Consider the following 14,160-nt stretch of genomic DNA (forward strand, 5'->3'; position numbering starts at 1 on the left):
AACTTAAACCTTGAAACGGCTAACGCCGGAACGCAGGCTGCCAGCCACCTGATTTAACTCATCAATTGCCGATCCTGTCTGACGCAGCGATTCAACTGTCTGGCCGCTGGCCTCACCCAATTGAACCAACGCCTGGTTGATCTGCTCGGCCCCCGTTGCCTGCGCTTGCATGCCCTCATTGACCATCTGCACGCGTGGGGCCAGCGCTTGAACCTGATGGATAATTTGCGACAGTTGTTCACCCATTTGGCCAACTTCTGCGATGCCGCGACGCACCTCTTCCGAGAACTTGTCCATGCCCATCACCCCGGCAGACACTGCAGACTGAATTTCTCGGACCATTTGTTCAATGTCGTAAGTCGCCACTGCAGTCTGGTCTGCAAGGCGGCGTACTTCGGTGGCTACAACCGCAAAACCACGACCATATTCACCGGCCTTTTCAGCCTCGATCGCAGCGTTCAGGGACAACAAGTTGGTCTGGTCAGCAAACTTAACAATGGTGGTGACCACATGATTAATATTGCCCGCCTTTTCATTGAGGATCGCCAGCTTGGTATTGACCAGATCAGCAGCGCCCATGACCTGATGCATGGTGTCTTCCATGCGAGTCAGGCCAAGCTTGCCGGAGCCTGCCAGTACTGAAGTTTGCTCGGCGGTGCCGGAAACCTCATCCATGGTGCGTACCAGATCGCGTGCGGTCGCAGTAATCTCGCGTGAGGTTGCGCCTATCTCGGTGGTAGTCGCAGCGGTTTCAGTGACGGTAGCTTGCTGTTGCTTGGACGTCGCTGCAATCTCGGTTACTGCAGTAGTCATCTGTACAGCTGAGCGCTGCGCCTGAGTCACCAGAGACTTCAGCGCCTCACTCATCTCATTGAAACCAAGCTCAATTGCATTGAATTCATCGTTGCGCTGCAAGTTGAGGCGCACCGCCAAATCGCCCTCACCCATTACCCGCAACGTCCTCACAATGGCTCTAATTGGGGTGGTAATGGCGCGCAGCAGCAAGAAACCACAAATACAGGCAATCAAGACCGCCAGTAACACGGCAATCAGGATACTGACCTCAAGTGCATGCACCGAAGACAATATGTCTTCAGCTGCTATTTGGGCGTTGCGACGGTTTAAATCGACGAGCTGGTGAAGCTGGCTTTGCCCCTCCTGCCATTTACTGGCAAGCGGACCTCTTATCAAAGCCGAGGCCTGGTCAAGTTCGCCTTGACTGACCAGTGCCTTAAATTGCGCATGGAGCTTCAGGTATTCAGCACGGTCTCGCTCAAAGCCCGCTAACAGCTCACGGTCATCGCTATCGAACACCGTCTTTTTATACTGCGTAATTTCTTGGTCGAGCTGCTGTTCATTGGCTTCATAACTCTTGGCGAATTCGCCCTGCCCCGTCAACTCAGAGCCAAGCTCACCAGCAGATGCGACAAGCAACCGCTGCTGAGTCGTAAGCATATGCTCGACCCAGACACTACGAATTCTGGAAATCTGGTACAGACCGGGGACAGCATCGTCCTGAACTGACTCTACCTCTTCGTCGATACTCAGCAAACCTGCGTATGTATAGACTGCAAGTGACAGCAGAATGGCTATGACAACCGCAAAACTCGCAACAATACGCAGCCGAACAGTCCAGTTCTTCACAGTTTTCCCCGATCTCAAATACTTAATTCAACGCAGATTCGCAACCTATAGCTTAAAGCTATGGCGGCGACTCTAGTGACTCACTCTATCGACTGCAAGTGACTTATCTAAAGCAGCTTTGCACTTTCGGACATAGTTACTCGCTGCTTACCGGCTCACAAACACGTTGTGCAAGCGAATCAGTAAGCGCCCCATTAACCATAGCTGTTGAATGGCTCTGCATGATCATCTGTGCTGCTTTTTCCGCGATCATCAACACTGGCGAGCAGGTATTACCCGAAATAATGCTCGGCATAATTGAGGCATCGGCGACTCTCAAACCCGGAATTCCGTACACCCGCAACTGTGCATCAACCACTGCATCGGCTCCTTGCCCCATCTTGCAGGTGCCGACTGGGTGAAAAATGGTAGTGCCTATCTCTGCTGCCGCACGGTACAAATCCTGCTCACTCTGATAACTCGGACCAGGCTTGTATTCCTCAGGCTTAAAGGCTGCAAATGCCGGCGCAGCAACAATCTGGCGAGTTAGCCGGATAGCATCTGCAGCTACCTGTAAATCACGCGGATCACTTAAATAATTAGGCTGAATCAAGGGTGTTGCTGTGCTGTCGAGCGAATTAATTTCAACCTTGCCGCGGCTAAACGGGCGCAGATTACACACTGAAGCGGTAAACGCCGGAAAAGCATGCAACGGCTCACCAAAGCGCTCAAGTGACAAGGGTTGCACGTGATACTGCAAGTTCGCGCGGTTTTGTTCGGCACTCGAGCGGGCAAAAGCACCTAACTGGCTTGGCGCCATAGCAAGCGGACCGCTGCGCTTGAGCAAATACTCAATGCCCATGGCCATTTTCCCAGTCAGTTTCGAGGCTATTTGATTGAGGGTTTTGACCCCGCTTACCTTATAAATAAGGCGCAACTGCAGGTGATCCTGCAGATTCTCACCAACGCCTGCAAGTTCATGCTGTACCGCGATGCCCAGACGCTCCAGTAACGGCCGGGGCCCAATACCGGAACGTTGCAACAACGTAGGAGAACCAATCGCCCCGGCACACAAAATAACTTCTCGACGCGCCTTAACCGTCTGCTCACGTCCGTGACGTTGCACCTGAACACCTTGGGCACGGCCATCAGCCAGGATTACCCGCTGAACATCAGCGTCAGTCACAACATGCAGATTTGCACGCTGCTCGACCCCACGCAAAAATGCTTTTGAAGCATTCCAACGCACGCCGCGTCGCTGGTTAACCTGAAAGTAGCTGCAGCCTTCGTTATCACCACCGTTGAAATCTTCGATGCTGGCGATCCCAGTTTGTGCTGCGGCCTGCCTGAACGACTCCAGCACATCCCACTTCAAGCGCTGCTGTTCGACCCGCCACTCACCCTGACCGCCATGCAACTCGCTGTCGCCTGCGTAGTGATTTTCGCTGCGCTTGAACACCGGCAATACATCGTTCCAGGCCCAGCCTTGATTACCCGCAGCCGCCCAGCCATCGTAGTCCTGACGCTGGCCACGCATATAAATCATGCCGTTGATTGAGGAACTACCACCGAGCACCCGACCACGCGGATACTTCAGCGAGCGGCCATTGAGCCCTGCCTCGACGACGGTGTCGTAACACCAGTCCGTACGCGGGTTGCCAATGCAATAAAGGTAACCCACCGGAATATGGATCCACGGATAGTTATCACGCCCTCCCGCCTCAAGCAGCGCCACTTGTACACTGGAATCGGCAGACAAGCGATTAGCCAGCAAGCAACCCGCCGGTCCAGCGCCGACGATCAAATAGTCATAGCTCTCGAGAAGTTGCTGCATTGACGCCTCGCTTTGTAATTTTTATATGCTCAGGAGTCAGCCTAGCCGCTTAAAGCGGCTGGCAGGAATCATCTATTGGTCGGATTGCCCCGTGCATCGGTGAAAGCTTCGCCAATCGCAGAGCGCGGCTAGCGAAGCTTGTCATGAAGGTACAGCAGTCGATCAGCCCTGAGGCCGTGCGTGCGCTTCAAGCTGGGCCTGCAAGCCAGGTTCCAGCTGCAGTTGGGCGGCCAGTTGATTGAGGTACTCACGCTCACCACCTTCTTGCCGACCAATCAGCATGGCACTGGCAAGGTACATTTCAGCCGCCATTTCCGGGCTATTGGCCGCCTGGGCAACCGCAGCGGCATCCAGTGGACTGCGTACTTCCCGATCCAACCAGTCTTGCAACTCGGGGTCGGAGGTCAGCTTTGCTATCTCTGCGTAGATAAGTTTTTTCTCTTGCTCATCCACTCGCCCGTCGGCCTTGGATGCAGCAATCAGTGCACGCAATATCGCATGGCTGTGTTCTTCAACCTCGGGACCAGCCAGCATATCGACGGTTTGCGGCATCGCCATGGCCGCAGAGCGTGTCGCGGGAGCCTGCGCATTCTGGGCCTGAGTTTTTTGCCAGGCGCTATAGGCTTGATAAGCCAGCATGCCGAGGGTGGCCAAACCGCTCATGCCAATACCGCCGCTATTGTTCGCACTGCTGCGGGGTTGGCCTGCTTGCGGGCTCTGCCCCCCGGCGCCCAGTAGACCACCCAGCAAACCACCTAAGCCGCCGAGACCACCTGCACCCGAGCGGGTGTTGCCCGAGCCGCCCAGCATGCCGCCAAGCGCGCCGCCCAACGCACCGCCAAGCCCCCCTGCCATACCGCCTGCGCCGCCTCTGGAGCCTCCCTGCCCAGACAGCCCAGCGCGTAATAACTGTTCAAGTAAACCGCTAGTGTTCATTGATGCCTCCATTGCGTTGATACACTCGATTCCGGGAAATAAACCATAGACCAGCCGCACGCTCTACACCAGTGCATGTGCCTTGCATCGGCAGGTAGCTGACAGCGCTTGGTTTGGTAGTTGCTGCTAGCTATGCGTATCATGGCCAGCGCGCCACCACGGAAATCAGCGCGCACGCGCCATACGGATTAATCAAGCAAAGGAACTGTAAAAGATGATGCGCAAGACAATTACGCTAGCCGCCTGCATTTTGGCCGGAGCTATAGGCACCGCCAACGCTGCCGATATCGTCCACCAAAGCTTTGACGACATCGCCTTCAAGACCACCCGCCTGTCGAGCAACGAGTCCGGCTATCTGAAGCTGCCCACGCAATGGGCCAAGGACTACGGCTCGTTCAACAAATCATTGAAGCTGGCACCGCAAATCGCAGAAATGGTACGGCTGCGCGTCAGCCAGGTAGACAACTGCAATTATTGCGTCGTGTTCCACACCAACGATGCACTTGAGACAGGAATCGCTCCCGCCAAGGTCAATTCCATCGCCACTTGGCGCAGCAGTGAATTGTTTAGCGATAAAGAACGCGCCGCGCTGGCTTATGCCGAAGCATTGGCCAAAGTTGACCACGCAGCCATGCCAGCGGCATATGCACAACTCGATGCGGTCGGCTACAGCGCAACCGAGAAAGAAGAAATGACCAACAGTGCGATTTTGATGAGCGTCTGGTCACGCATCTTCCTCGCCCAAGGTAAAACATCCTACGTGAAGGATGGAGCAAGCAAGACGGCCCCGAGCAAATAGACTTTAGCCGCGCCCTCTCCTGCCAGCTTGGTCAGGCAGAAGAGGCGCGCCAGGCCGGAACGTTATTCAAGCCTGAGTAAGTTCAGCTCTCACCTGCGCTTCAAGCTCTTGTTTCAACGCGGGCTCAAGCTTGAGCTGGCGCGCCAACTCTTCAAGATAGGCGCGCTCCATAAAGTGCTCTTCATCGACCATCAGCACACTAGCGATATACATCTCCGCCGCCATCTCTGGCGTAGTTGCAGCGCGTGCGACATCGGCCGGATCCAGTGGCTTATTCAACTCTGCTTCAAGCCAGCGCTGCAAGGTTTGATCATCAGCCAGCTTGCTTAACTCACCCTCAATCAACTGCCGCTCGCGGGCATCAACATGGCCATCAGCCTTGGCTGCTGCCACTAACGCTTTGAGAATGCCCTGGCTGTGAATTTCCGCTTCTGGCGCGGGCAAACGGTCGATCGTTTGCGGCTCCTGCCGAACATTGCCCGCCTGCTGGGATTGCCAGTTGCCATAGGCTTTGTAAGCGATAACACCCAGTGCAGCCAAACCGCCATATGTGAGTGCTTTACCACCAAACTTGCGGGCTTTTTTATTGCCCAGCAACAGTCCCATCGCACCTGCTGCCAACGCACCGCCACCGGCACCAGAGAGCAAGCTGCCCAAACCGCCGGATGAGCCGCCGGACTTGCCCAAAACGCTACCCAAAACATCGCCCAAGCCACCGCTTGAGTTCGAGCCCTGGTTATTGGCGCTCTGCTGGCCTGATGACTTTTGTTGCATCAGGTCTTGGCCCGACTTGAGTAATTGATCGAGCAGTCCACGTGTGTTCATTGCACTCTCCGCGCACGTTATAAATCTTAGGTCTAGATAAGTTGACCGGATTTAAGCGCATCAGTTGCGCAGAGCCTACAAACAGAATGCATCGAAATATTGCTGAGCGTGTTGTGAACAGACAGGCGAGCGATACTTTTCATCCACCATTGCAGCGGTAAATATTCGCGCTATTTGCTGAACTTTGGTGGGCAAGCAGCGCGTTGCCGCACCCTACGCCCCATTTTGGCCGCAGTGAGGCTTTAGCGGGCTGCCAGATGAGCCACCAACAGTTGCACCGTCTCATTGCCACGGTACTCATTCACATCGAGCTTGTAGGCCAGCTCGACCCAACGCACGGTCGGATTCGGCCACTGGTCGCGGTCGATATTGAATGCGATGGCATCCAGGGTTTGTCCGCCACATTCAGTTTTCAAAACCATTTTCAGGTGTTTTTCACCCACCAAACGCTGCTGCACAAGCTGGAACGCACCATGAAAAAGTGGCTCAGGGAAATGCTGCCCCCAAGGCCCAGCGTTGCGCAGCGCACGCGCCAGTTCGAGATTGTATTCCGCCAGCGACAGGGTGCCGTCCGAAAACAGGCGTCCGGTGAGGTCATCTTCGACCAACTGACGTCGCACTTCGCCATCAAATGCCTCGGCAAAGGCCGGAAAATTAGCCGCAGGCAAAGACAAGCCCGCCGCCATCGCATGGCCACCAAACTTGCTGATCAACCCCGGATGCCTGGCTGCTACGGCGTCCAACGCATCGCGAATATGAAAGCCCGGCACTGAGCGCGCCGAGCCTTTTAACGCACCATCGCCAGCGTCGGCGAAGGCAATGGTTGGCCGGTGATAACGCTCTTTCAGACGCGAGGCGAGAATTCCAATTACACCCTGATGCCAGTCTGGCTCGTATAGGCACAAACCAAAGGGCATGTCTTCAACCGGCAAATCCTTGAGTTGCGCCAGGGCTTCACGCTGCATGCCCTGTTCGATGCTTTTGCGATCCTGATTAAGTTGATCAAGCTCAACCGCCATGTCGCGGGCCAGTGCTTCGTCTTCACACAGCAGGCACTCGATACCGAGGCTCATATCATCCAGACGCCCTGCAGCATTTAAGCGCGGCCCAAGAATAAAGCCCAGATCGGTAGAGGTAATCCGTCCATGTTGGCGCCCTGCAACCTCAAGCACGGCGCGCAAACCGGGACGCGCACGACCGGCTCGAATTCGGGCTAAACCTTGGTGTACCAGGATGCGGTTATTGGCATCCAGTGGTACCACGTCAGCCACACTTCCCAGCGCGACCAAATCCAACAGCTCAGCCAGATTCGGCTCTTGAATGGATTGCTCAGTGAACCAGCCAATAGCTCGCAAGCGCGCACGCAGCGCCAGCAGCACATAAAACATCACGCCAACACCGGCCAAGGCTTTACTCGGAAATTCACAGCCCGGTTGGTTGGGGTTAACGATCGCATCCGCCGCCGGTAATTCTGGGCCCGGCAAGTGATGGTCAGTGATTAATACAGTCAGCCCTGCCGCTTTAGCCGCTGTCACGCCGTCAACGCTGGAGATGCCATTATCAACGGTGATTAGCAATTGCGGTTCGCGCTCAAGCGCCACAGCAACGATTTCCGGAGTCAGGCCGTAGCCATATTCAAAGCGGTTGGGCACCAGGTAATCGACGTGGGTAGCACCCAGCATCCGCAAGCCCAGCACGCCAACAGTACTGGCCGTGGCGCCATCGGCGTCGAAATCACCAACAATCAACATGCGTTGGCGCTGTTCAAGGCCAGTCACTAACAAGTCAACCGCCGCATCGATACCTTTGAGTTGCTGGTAGGGAATCAGCCGCGCCAAGCCTTTATCCAACTCAGCGATTGTTTGCACACCGCGCGCGGCATAAAGGCGCGTCAGCAAAGGTGGCAGGCTGCCCAGATCAGGCAAGATGTCTGGCAGTGGGCGAGGTTCAATACGCATTAATCAGTATCCACGATGGCTGCACAACGAAACACTTGTACAGTTTACAGAGAGGTTGCAGCGCGTGCGGCTTGGTCATAAAGCCCGGACATCGCCCGTAGCATACCCGCGAGGCGATGGATTTCCTCAGGGTTAATATTGAGATTCTCAAAGGCTGAGATCAGACACTCTTGACGAATCTCGGTGTACTCAGCACAGAGTTCAAGCCCCTTTTCAGTGGCTTGATAGAACATTTCCTTACCTTGTTTTTCACCCACGACAAACCCCAGTTTGCTGAGTTTTTTCAAGGCGTAGGTAACTGTGTGGGTGTCTTCTATATTTAACAGTAGGCAGATGTCTGCTTGGCGCTTGGCCCGCCCACGACTTACCAGGTTGTGCAGCACCATAACATCGAGTGCATTCATTTCAACGCCACCTGCGGCCTTCATGCAGCGCTCCATCCAGCGCATAAATGCATTGCCCGCGATGATCATGCCGAACTCCATCTGCGAAAGCTCTTGCGACTGCTCCGCAAGGTGACTGGAGGCCACAATAGAGCTGCGCGGGGTCCGTGAAGAGTTGCCGTCGGTCATCTGAAGTCCGTGGTTAAGCCTGGGTTTCTTGAAATTTTTTTGCTGCTTTAGCGGGTGGCTGCAGGCAAGCATACAACAAAGCCGTTTGTCCGGCAGACGGTTGATCAGAAGATTCTTATGAAAAATACGTTGACGTTTTATCGATAAAATATCATCGTTTTGTCAAAGAAATTCTAGTTCACATTCTGAACGCCAATAATAAACAGGGGATTTCAATGAGTCGTTTACTGCTCAATTGCGATATCGGTGAAAGCTTTGGCGCATGGCGCATGGGCCTCGATGCCGAGGTCATGTCATTTATCGATTGTGCCAATATTGCCTGTGGTTTTCACGCCTCAGACCCCAGCATCATGCGCCGTACCGTGGCGCTTGCGGTGGCCCATCAGGTGCGTATCGGTGCGCACCCGGCTTATCCCGACCTGGTCGGTTTTGGACGTCGCTCGATGGCCTGCAGCCCGCAGGAAATTGAAGACATGCTGCTCTACCAAATTGGCGCACTCGAAGGCATTTGCCGCGCGGAAGGAACGCAAGTCAGCTACGTCAAGCCGCACGGCGCTATGTACAACGACATGATGCGCAACCCGGACTCGCTACGCGCAGTCATGCAGGCTGTTGCCCGTTACAATCCTGAGCTGCCATTGATGCTGATGTCGACCCGCGACAACAGCGCCAGCCAGCGTCTTGCAGATGAAATCGGGATCAAGCTGTGGTTCGAAGTATTTGCCGACCGCGCCTATGACGCCGCTGGCATGCTGGTCTCTCGCGCCAAACCGGGTTCGGTTCATCACCAAGCTGAAACCATCATCAAACAAGCTACTGACCTCGCCACTGGCACTGCGTTGATTGCCGAAGATGGCAGCGCTTTGCAACTGCGCGCCGACACCCTTTGTGTGCATGGTGATAACGCAGGCTCGGTCGCCGCGGTAGAAAAAATCCGCGCAGCCTTGAAGGCGCTTCCTGCATGAAGTTGCGCATTGAAGTCGTCGCCATCGACAGCTTGATGCTGCGCCTGTTCGACGAAATTGCCGAAGACAACATGCCGTGGCTGCTCGCTGCAACAGAGCGCCTGCGCGAGACGTTCGCTGGCGCGCTGCTTGAGCTAGTCCCCTCCTACACCACCGTGTTGTTGCAATATGACCTGAAGCAAATTGACGACCGCCAGGCACGTGTACTGATTCAGCAGGCGTTGACTGACTTGCAACCGCAAGCCAGCAAAGCCGGACGCGAACAACAAATTCCCGTGTGGTACCAGCGGAGCGTCGGCCCTGAACTGCAAACCATCGGCGAACGCACCGGGCTCGGTGATGCGGGTGTCATCAAACTGCACAGCGAACACGTTTATCAGGTATTCGCCTTGGGCTTTGCGCCCGGCTATGCCTTTATGGGCCTTGTCGATGAAGTGCTCGCCAGCCCGCGCTTGAGCACTCCGCGCCAGCAAGTTCCGGCAGGCAGCCTGGGCATTGCTGATCGGCAAACCGCGATTTATCCGCTGCAATCGCCGGGCGGCTGGAACTTGATCGGGCGCAGTCCTGCTCGCTTATTTGACCGTGAACTGGATGGCTACAGCTTGCTGCAGCCCGGTGACCGCGTCCGCTTTATCCCAATTGACCATTCCGAATTTATCAAGCTGGGCGGCGATGACACACCGTTTGAGGCTAAATCATGAGCCTGTTGATTGAGCGCAGTGGCGCCCTCGCCAACCTGCAAGACAGCGGTCGTGTTGGCGTGCGTCACCTTGGTGTAACCCAAGGCGGTGGCGCTGATTGGATCGCGCAAAACTGGGCCAACTGGCTGCTTGGGAATCCACTCAACGCCGCCGTGATTGAGATAACTCTCGGCAACCTTGAATTGCTTGCTGAAGCCGATACGTGCCTTGCTCTGTGTGGCGCAGACCTTGGCGCCCAGCTTGATGGGCAACCGCTTGCACCTTGGTGCAGTTTCACCGTGCGCCGGGGTCAGCGCCTGCGCTTTCAAACCCCAGTCGATGGTGTACGCGCTTATATTGCGGCACCTGGTGGCTTTGTCGCCCCGCAAGTACTGGGCAGTTGCTCGAGTGTAAAGCGCGACCAGCTCGGTGGCTTGCACGGTGATGGCCAGTCGCTGCAAGCCAATGATCGCCTGCAATGGCACAACCCCAAAGCTATCCCCACGCCACGGCAGTTGAGCACGCAACAAACGCCGCAACGTCCAGCAAGCATCATCCTGCCGGTGGTTTTGGGTGCGCAGATTGCTGATTTCAGCGGCCAAAGCTTGTTCGATGCATTCAACAGCAATTGGAAGGTTGATCAGCGCGCAGATCGCATGGGCATCCGTTTGCTCGGCCCGGCATTGCGCTGTGAGCGCCAGCAGATGGTGTCTGAAGGTGTGCCACTTGGCGCCATTCAAGTGCCTAGCGATGGTCAGCCGATTGTGCTGCTCAACGACCGACAAACCATTGGTGGTTATCCACGTATTGGTGCGCTGACGCCCTCCGCAGTCGCTCAGCTGGCTCAGTGCTTACCGGGCACCGAGTTGCAGCTCAAACCCATCGCGCTGGAAACAGCTCAACGCCTACACAAACAGCTACTCACTCAGTGGGTTTAACGGTTTGCGGAGATTCGACCATGCAGCCATTACACAATTTGAGCCCTGAGCAATTACGCCAGAAAATTCGCCTCGGAGAATTTACCGGCCCAACGGCTGGACTGGCTGCAGGCTTTGCTCAGGCGAATCTGTTGATTGTTAATCAAGCGCAGGCTTATGACTTTCTGTTGTTCTGCCAGCGCAACCCACAAGCTTGCCCGCTGCTGGATGTAAGCGATGTAGGCTCAGCTGTTTCGCGCTACGCCGCGCCCGGCGCAGACATCCGCACCGATTTGCCCAAGTACCGGATTTACCGCCACGGCGTGCTCGATGAGGAAGTCGGCGATATAACCGCTCACTGGCAAGACGACATGGTCGCGTTTCTGATTGGTTGCAGCTTCAGCTTTGAAAGCGCCCTGTTGGCCAATGATGTGCCGGTCCGGCATATCGAAGACAACCACAACGTGCCCATGTACATCAGCAACCGCCAGTGTCGCCCAGCAGGCCAGTTCAGCGGCCCGATGGTGGTCAGCATGCGGCCGATGCCCGCCGACAAAGTAGTGCGAGCCGTACAGGTAACGTCGCGTTTTCCCGGTGTGCATGGCGCTCCGGTACACATTGGCGATCCGGCGGCATTGGGGATTAACGATCTGGCGCAACCTGATTTTGGCTGCGCATCAAAGCTCAACGAAGGTGAAGTACCTGTGTTCTGGGCCTGCGGAGTTACCCCGCAGGCCGTCGTTATGCACAGCAAACCGGCGCTGGCAATTACTCACGCACCCGGCCATATGCTTATTTGTGATATCCGCAATGAGCAGCTGGGCGTGATTTAAGGCGCCACAACAAGCTTTAAGGCTTTACCAAATAACAATTAAGACGGTACCGCTTTTCTAAAAACGCCCTGCCAAACTCCAAAAAAAAGAAGGTAATCATGCAACCAACGGCAAGCACCCTCGACACCGCCCCCGGGCACCAGCGAAGCGTTATGCGCGGCGCGATTTTTATTATGGCGACCTCATCGATTGGTCCGGCGTTTCTCACCCAGACTTCGTTGTTCACCGCCAAATACATGGCCAGCTTCGCGTTTGCCATTCTTATCTCATTGCTGATTGATATCGGCGCGCAGCTGAATATCTGGCGCGTACTCAGCGTCTCCAATCTGCGCGGCCAAGACGTCGCCAACAAAGTTCTACCCGGCATTGGCCACCTTATATCAGGGTTTATCGTGCTCGGCGGTATCGCCTTCAACATCGGCAATATTGGTGGCGCGGGCTTGGCCATGAATGTGCTGTTCGGGGTGCCACCGGTGATTGGTTCGATCATCGCGGCGGTCGCCATCATCGGTATTTTCATGATGCGCAATGCTGCGCGGGTCATGGACAAAGTCATGCAATTACTGGGGCTGGTGATGCTGTGCATGATCGGCTACGCCATGTTGCAATCCAATCCACCACTGCTTGAAGCCTTGTCACAAAGCATCAACCCGGATGATCCAATGCTCCTGCTGCTGCCAATCGTAACGCTGGTTGGCGGTACCGTTGGCGGCTACATTTCCTTCTCCGGCGGCCACCGGTTGGTTGACGCAGGCATCACCGGCATCGAAAACGTCGGTGCAGTCACTCGCGCTGCGGTCATTGGTATCGCGACCACTGGCGCAGTCCGTGTGTGTTTGTTTCTTGCGGCGCTTGGCGTGGTCAGTCAGGGCTTGATTCTTGATCCGGGCAACCCGGCCGCCTCGGTGTTCTCACATTCGATGGGCACCATCGGCTACAAGATATTCGGTGTCGTGTTGCTTGCGGCTTCAATCACCTCAGTGATTGGTGCGGCGTACACCAGTGTCAGCTTTATGTACTCGCTGCATGAGAGCATCAAGCGTCACAATCAACGTGTGGTGATCGCCTTTATCGTCTGCTCGACACTGATTTACAGCCTGGTCGGCCAACCGGTCAAAGTGCTGGTGGTTGCTGGCACGCTCAACGCCTTGGTATTACCACTGGCGCTGGGCTGCATTCTGATTGCAGCGAAAAAATCGAAGATTGTCGGCAAGGACTACCATCACCCGAACTGGATGCTCGGCTTCGGCATTCTGGCAGTGATTGCAACCTGCGTCGGCGTGGTGCTGTCGTTTGATTCGTTTATCAAGTTCTGGATATCTTGATTGCAACCAAACGGCTAAATAAGTAAAGCGACTGAGGGTGAACACAGACTGTTCACCCTCAGCGATACCAGCGTCTAGGGAGCCTCTGAAAAAGGTAGCGAGCGACGATAGGACAAGGCAAAAAACTGCGAAAAAGCGGAGTTTACGTGTTGTAAATGAGCATTTTGAGCAGTTTTTTAACGCAGTAATATCGAGCGCAGTAGTTTTTCAGAGGTTACCTAGCGCTCGCCCTTGAGCCATTCCATTGGAATCTCATGCTGGCCGCGCTCGTCGGTGACGAACAACTCGCCGTCACTGATCATCACGCTCCAGTTCAACGCACGTGGCATATCCAAGGCAAGGCTGGCCAACTCTTCCTGACCCAGCGCAACCACATTGATGTTCTTCAGGCTCAGCACTGGCGCCAGCACCTTGGTCTGCCAAACGCGTAGGCTGCCGTAGGCAACCAGGCTGAATTTCTCGGTACGACGTGAACACCAGGTGATGCGATCGCTGTCTGGCTGACCCACTTCAATCCAGTGCAGCACACGATCATCCAGACTCTTTTCCCACAGCGCCGGCTCATCAACATCCGACAGGCCGCGACCAAACGCCAGTTGCTCGTCATAGAACAGCGCGTAGGCAATCAGGCGCACAGCCAGACGCTCTTCTGTCTCGGATGGATGCCGGGCAACCGTGAATCGCAGGTTTTGATAAATCCCACGATCGATATCGGTAAGGTTCAACTCAATTTTGTACGTAGTGGAAGGCAGGGCCATGGGCGAGCTTCTTGACTGATCAAATAGGCGGCAAGTCTACCCGATGCAGCCTGTGCACGTCAGGATCACGTCCAGCGTCTGATAGATGACGGCCATCAAGCACATGAGGCTGGTTTCGATTTTCCCCGTGAAAAA

13 protein-coding genes are annotated in these 14,160 nt (G+C 55.4%); 6 read left to right on the top strand and 7 right to left on the bottom strand.

Translation table 11 applies throughout. The annotated features are described in order from the left end of the window. Positions 1-3: 3 nt before the first annotated feature. The 3 genes from ACN0UH_RS05840 to ACN0UH_RS05850 all read right to left on the bottom strand — a co-directional run bounded on the left by ACN0UH_RS05840 (position 4) and on the right by ACN0UH_RS05850 (position 4,393). Positions 4-1,644 (bottom strand): methyl-accepting chemotaxis protein, encoded by a 1,641-nt coding sequence (locus tag ACN0UH_RS05840; RefSeq protein WP_417661178.1) that lies wholly within the window; start codon positions 1,642-1,644, stop codon positions 4-6. Between the two features lie 136 nt (positions 1,645-1,780). Then, positions 1,781-3,457, bottom strand: coding sequence for a GMC family oxidoreductase (locus tag ACN0UH_RS05845; protein ID WP_417661179.1), 1,677 nt, complete (start codon positions 3,455-3,457; stop codon positions 1,781-1,783). A 162-nt stretch (positions 3,458-3,619) separates the two neighbouring features. Beyond that, positions 3,620-4,393, bottom strand: coding sequence for a tellurite resistance TerB family protein (locus ACN0UH_RS05850; RefSeq protein ID WP_417661180.1), 774 nt, complete (start codon positions 4,391-4,393; stop codon positions 3,620-3,622). Between the two features lie 217 nt (positions 4,394-4,610). Between ACN0UH_RS05850 and ACN0UH_RS05855 the strand changes: the two genes are divergently transcribed. Beyond that, positions 4,611-5,192, top strand: a complete 582-nt coding sequence (locus tag ACN0UH_RS05855; RefSeq protein ID WP_417661181.1) for a carboxymuconolactone decarboxylase family protein — start codon at positions 4,611-4,613, stop codon at positions 5,190-5,192. Positions 5,193-5,258: 66 nt separating this feature from the next. On the opposite strand, the gene ACN0UH_RS05860 is transcribed toward ACN0UH_RS05855, so the two are convergent. From ACN0UH_RS05860 to ACN0UH_RS05870, 3 genes are all read right to left on the bottom strand, one after another. Continuing rightward, positions 5,259-6,017: a tellurite resistance TerB family protein gene (locus ACN0UH_RS05860; RefSeq protein ID WP_417661182.1), complete on the bottom strand. Its 759-nt coding sequence runs from the start codon at positions 6,015-6,017 to the stop codon at positions 5,259-5,261. Between the two features lie 242 nt (positions 6,018-6,259). After that, the gene (recJ, locus tag ACN0UH_RS05865) at positions 6,260-7,975 is read right to left on the bottom strand and encodes a single-stranded-DNA-specific exonuclease RecJ (protein WP_417661183.1); all 1,716 of its coding nucleotides are present in this window, start codon (positions 7,973-7,975) and stop codon (positions 6,260-6,262) included. A 44-nt stretch (positions 7,976-8,019) separates the two neighbouring features. Continuing rightward, positions 8,020-8,547, bottom strand: coding sequence for a winged helix DNA-binding protein (locus tag ACN0UH_RS05870; RefSeq protein WP_087516124.1), 528 nt, complete (start codon positions 8,545-8,547; stop codon positions 8,020-8,022). 215 nt (positions 8,548-8,762) lie between these two features. On the opposite strand from ACN0UH_RS05870, the gene ACN0UH_RS05875 reads away from it, so the two are divergent. The 5 genes from ACN0UH_RS05875 to ACN0UH_RS05895 all read left to right on the top strand — a co-directional run bounded on the left by ACN0UH_RS05875 (position 8,763) and on the right by ACN0UH_RS05895 (position 13,267). After that, positions 8,763-9,512, top strand: a complete 750-nt coding sequence (locus ACN0UH_RS05875; RefSeq protein ID WP_417661184.1) for a 5-oxoprolinase subunit PxpA — start codon at positions 8,763-8,765, stop codon at positions 9,510-9,512. Continuing rightward, complete coding sequence (gene pxpB, locus ACN0UH_RS05880) at positions 9,509-10,213, top strand: 5-oxoprolinase subunit PxpB (RefSeq protein ID WP_417661185.1); 705 nt, start codon at positions 9,509-9,511, stop codon at positions 10,211-10,213. Before ACN0UH_RS05875 ends, pxpB begins: the two co-directional genes overlap by 4 nt. Beyond that, positions 10,210-11,130, top strand: coding sequence for a biotin-dependent carboxyltransferase family protein (locus ACN0UH_RS05885; protein WP_417661186.1), 921 nt, complete (start codon positions 10,210-10,212; stop codon positions 11,128-11,130). Before pxpB ends, ACN0UH_RS05885 begins: the two co-directional genes overlap by 4 nt. 20 nt (positions 11,131-11,150) lie before the next feature. Beyond that, positions 11,151-11,942, top strand: a complete 792-nt coding sequence (locus tag ACN0UH_RS05890; RefSeq protein ID WP_417661187.1) for a putative hydro-lyase — start codon at positions 11,151-11,153, stop codon at positions 11,940-11,942. Positions 11,943-12,040: 98 nt separating this feature from the next. Next, positions 12,041-13,267 carry an NRAMP family divalent metal transporter gene (locus tag ACN0UH_RS05895; RefSeq protein ID WP_417661188.1) on the top strand — a complete coding sequence of 409 codons (1,227 nt, stop codon included), beginning with the start codon at positions 12,041-12,043 and terminating at the stop codon, positions 13,265-13,267. A gap of 218 nt (positions 13,268-13,485) precedes the next feature. Here the strand turns inward: ACN0UH_RS05895 and ACN0UH_RS05900 are convergent, their stop codons facing one another. Further along, positions 13,486-14,025, bottom strand: a complete 540-nt coding sequence (locus ACN0UH_RS05900) for a YaeQ family protein (protein ID WP_417661189.1) — start codon at positions 14,023-14,025, stop codon at positions 13,486-13,488. Positions 14,026-14,160 lie beyond the last annotated feature (135 nt).

The organism is Pseudomonas sp., assembly GCF_048265905.1.
Taxonomy (GTDB): domain Bacteria; phylum Pseudomonadota; class Gammaproteobacteria; order Pseudomonadales; family Pseudomonadaceae; genus Aquipseudomonas.

What these genes read in the sequence shown, in the direction of transcription:
- ACN0UH_RS05855 (WP_417661181.1), top strand. Translation starts at nt 4,611, where the DNA reads ATGCGCAAGACAATTACGCTAGCCGCCTGCATTTTGGCCGGAGCTATA.
- ACN0UH_RS05870 (WP_087516124.1), bottom strand. Translation starts at nt 8,547, where the DNA reads ATGACCGACGGCAACTCTTCACGGACCCCGCGCAGCTCTATTGTGGCC.
- recJ (WP_417661183.1), bottom strand. Translation starts at nt 7,975, where the DNA reads ATGCGTATTGAACCTCGCCCACTGCCAGACATCTTGCCTGATCTGGGC.
- ACN0UH_RS05900 (WP_417661189.1), bottom strand. Translation starts at nt 14,025, where the DNA reads ATGGCCCTGCCTTCCACTACGTACAAAATTGAGTTGAACCTTACCGAT.
- ACN0UH_RS05845 (WP_417661179.1), bottom strand. Translation starts at nt 3,457, where the DNA reads ATGCAGCAACTTCTCGAGAGCTATGACTATTTGATCGTCGGCGCTGGA.
- ACN0UH_RS05890 (WP_417661187.1), top strand. Translation starts at nt 11,151, where the DNA reads ATGCAGCCATTACACAATTTGAGCCCTGAGCAATTACGCCAGAAAATT.
- ACN0UH_RS05895 (WP_417661188.1), top strand. Translation starts at nt 12,041, where the DNA reads ATGCAACCAACGGCAAGCACCCTCGACACCGCCCCCGGGCACCAGCGA.
- pxpB (WP_417661185.1), top strand. Translation starts at nt 9,509, where the DNA reads ATGAAGTTGCGCATTGAAGTCGTCGCCATCGACAGCTTGATGCTGCGC.
- ACN0UH_RS05850 (WP_417661180.1), bottom strand. Translation starts at nt 4,393, where the DNA reads ATGAACACTAGCGGTTTACTTGAACAGTTATTACGCGCTGGGCTGTCT.
- ACN0UH_RS05875 (WP_417661184.1), top strand. Translation starts at nt 8,763, where the DNA reads ATGAGTCGTTTACTGCTCAATTGCGATATCGGTGAAAGCTTTGGCGCA.
- ACN0UH_RS05860 (WP_417661182.1), bottom strand. Translation starts at nt 6,017, where the DNA reads ATGAACACACGTGGACTGCTCGATCAATTACTCAAGTCGGGCCAAGAC.
- ACN0UH_RS05885 (WP_417661186.1), top strand. Translation starts at nt 10,210, where the DNA reads ATGAGCCTGTTGATTGAGCGCAGTGGCGCCCTCGCCAACCTGCAAGAC.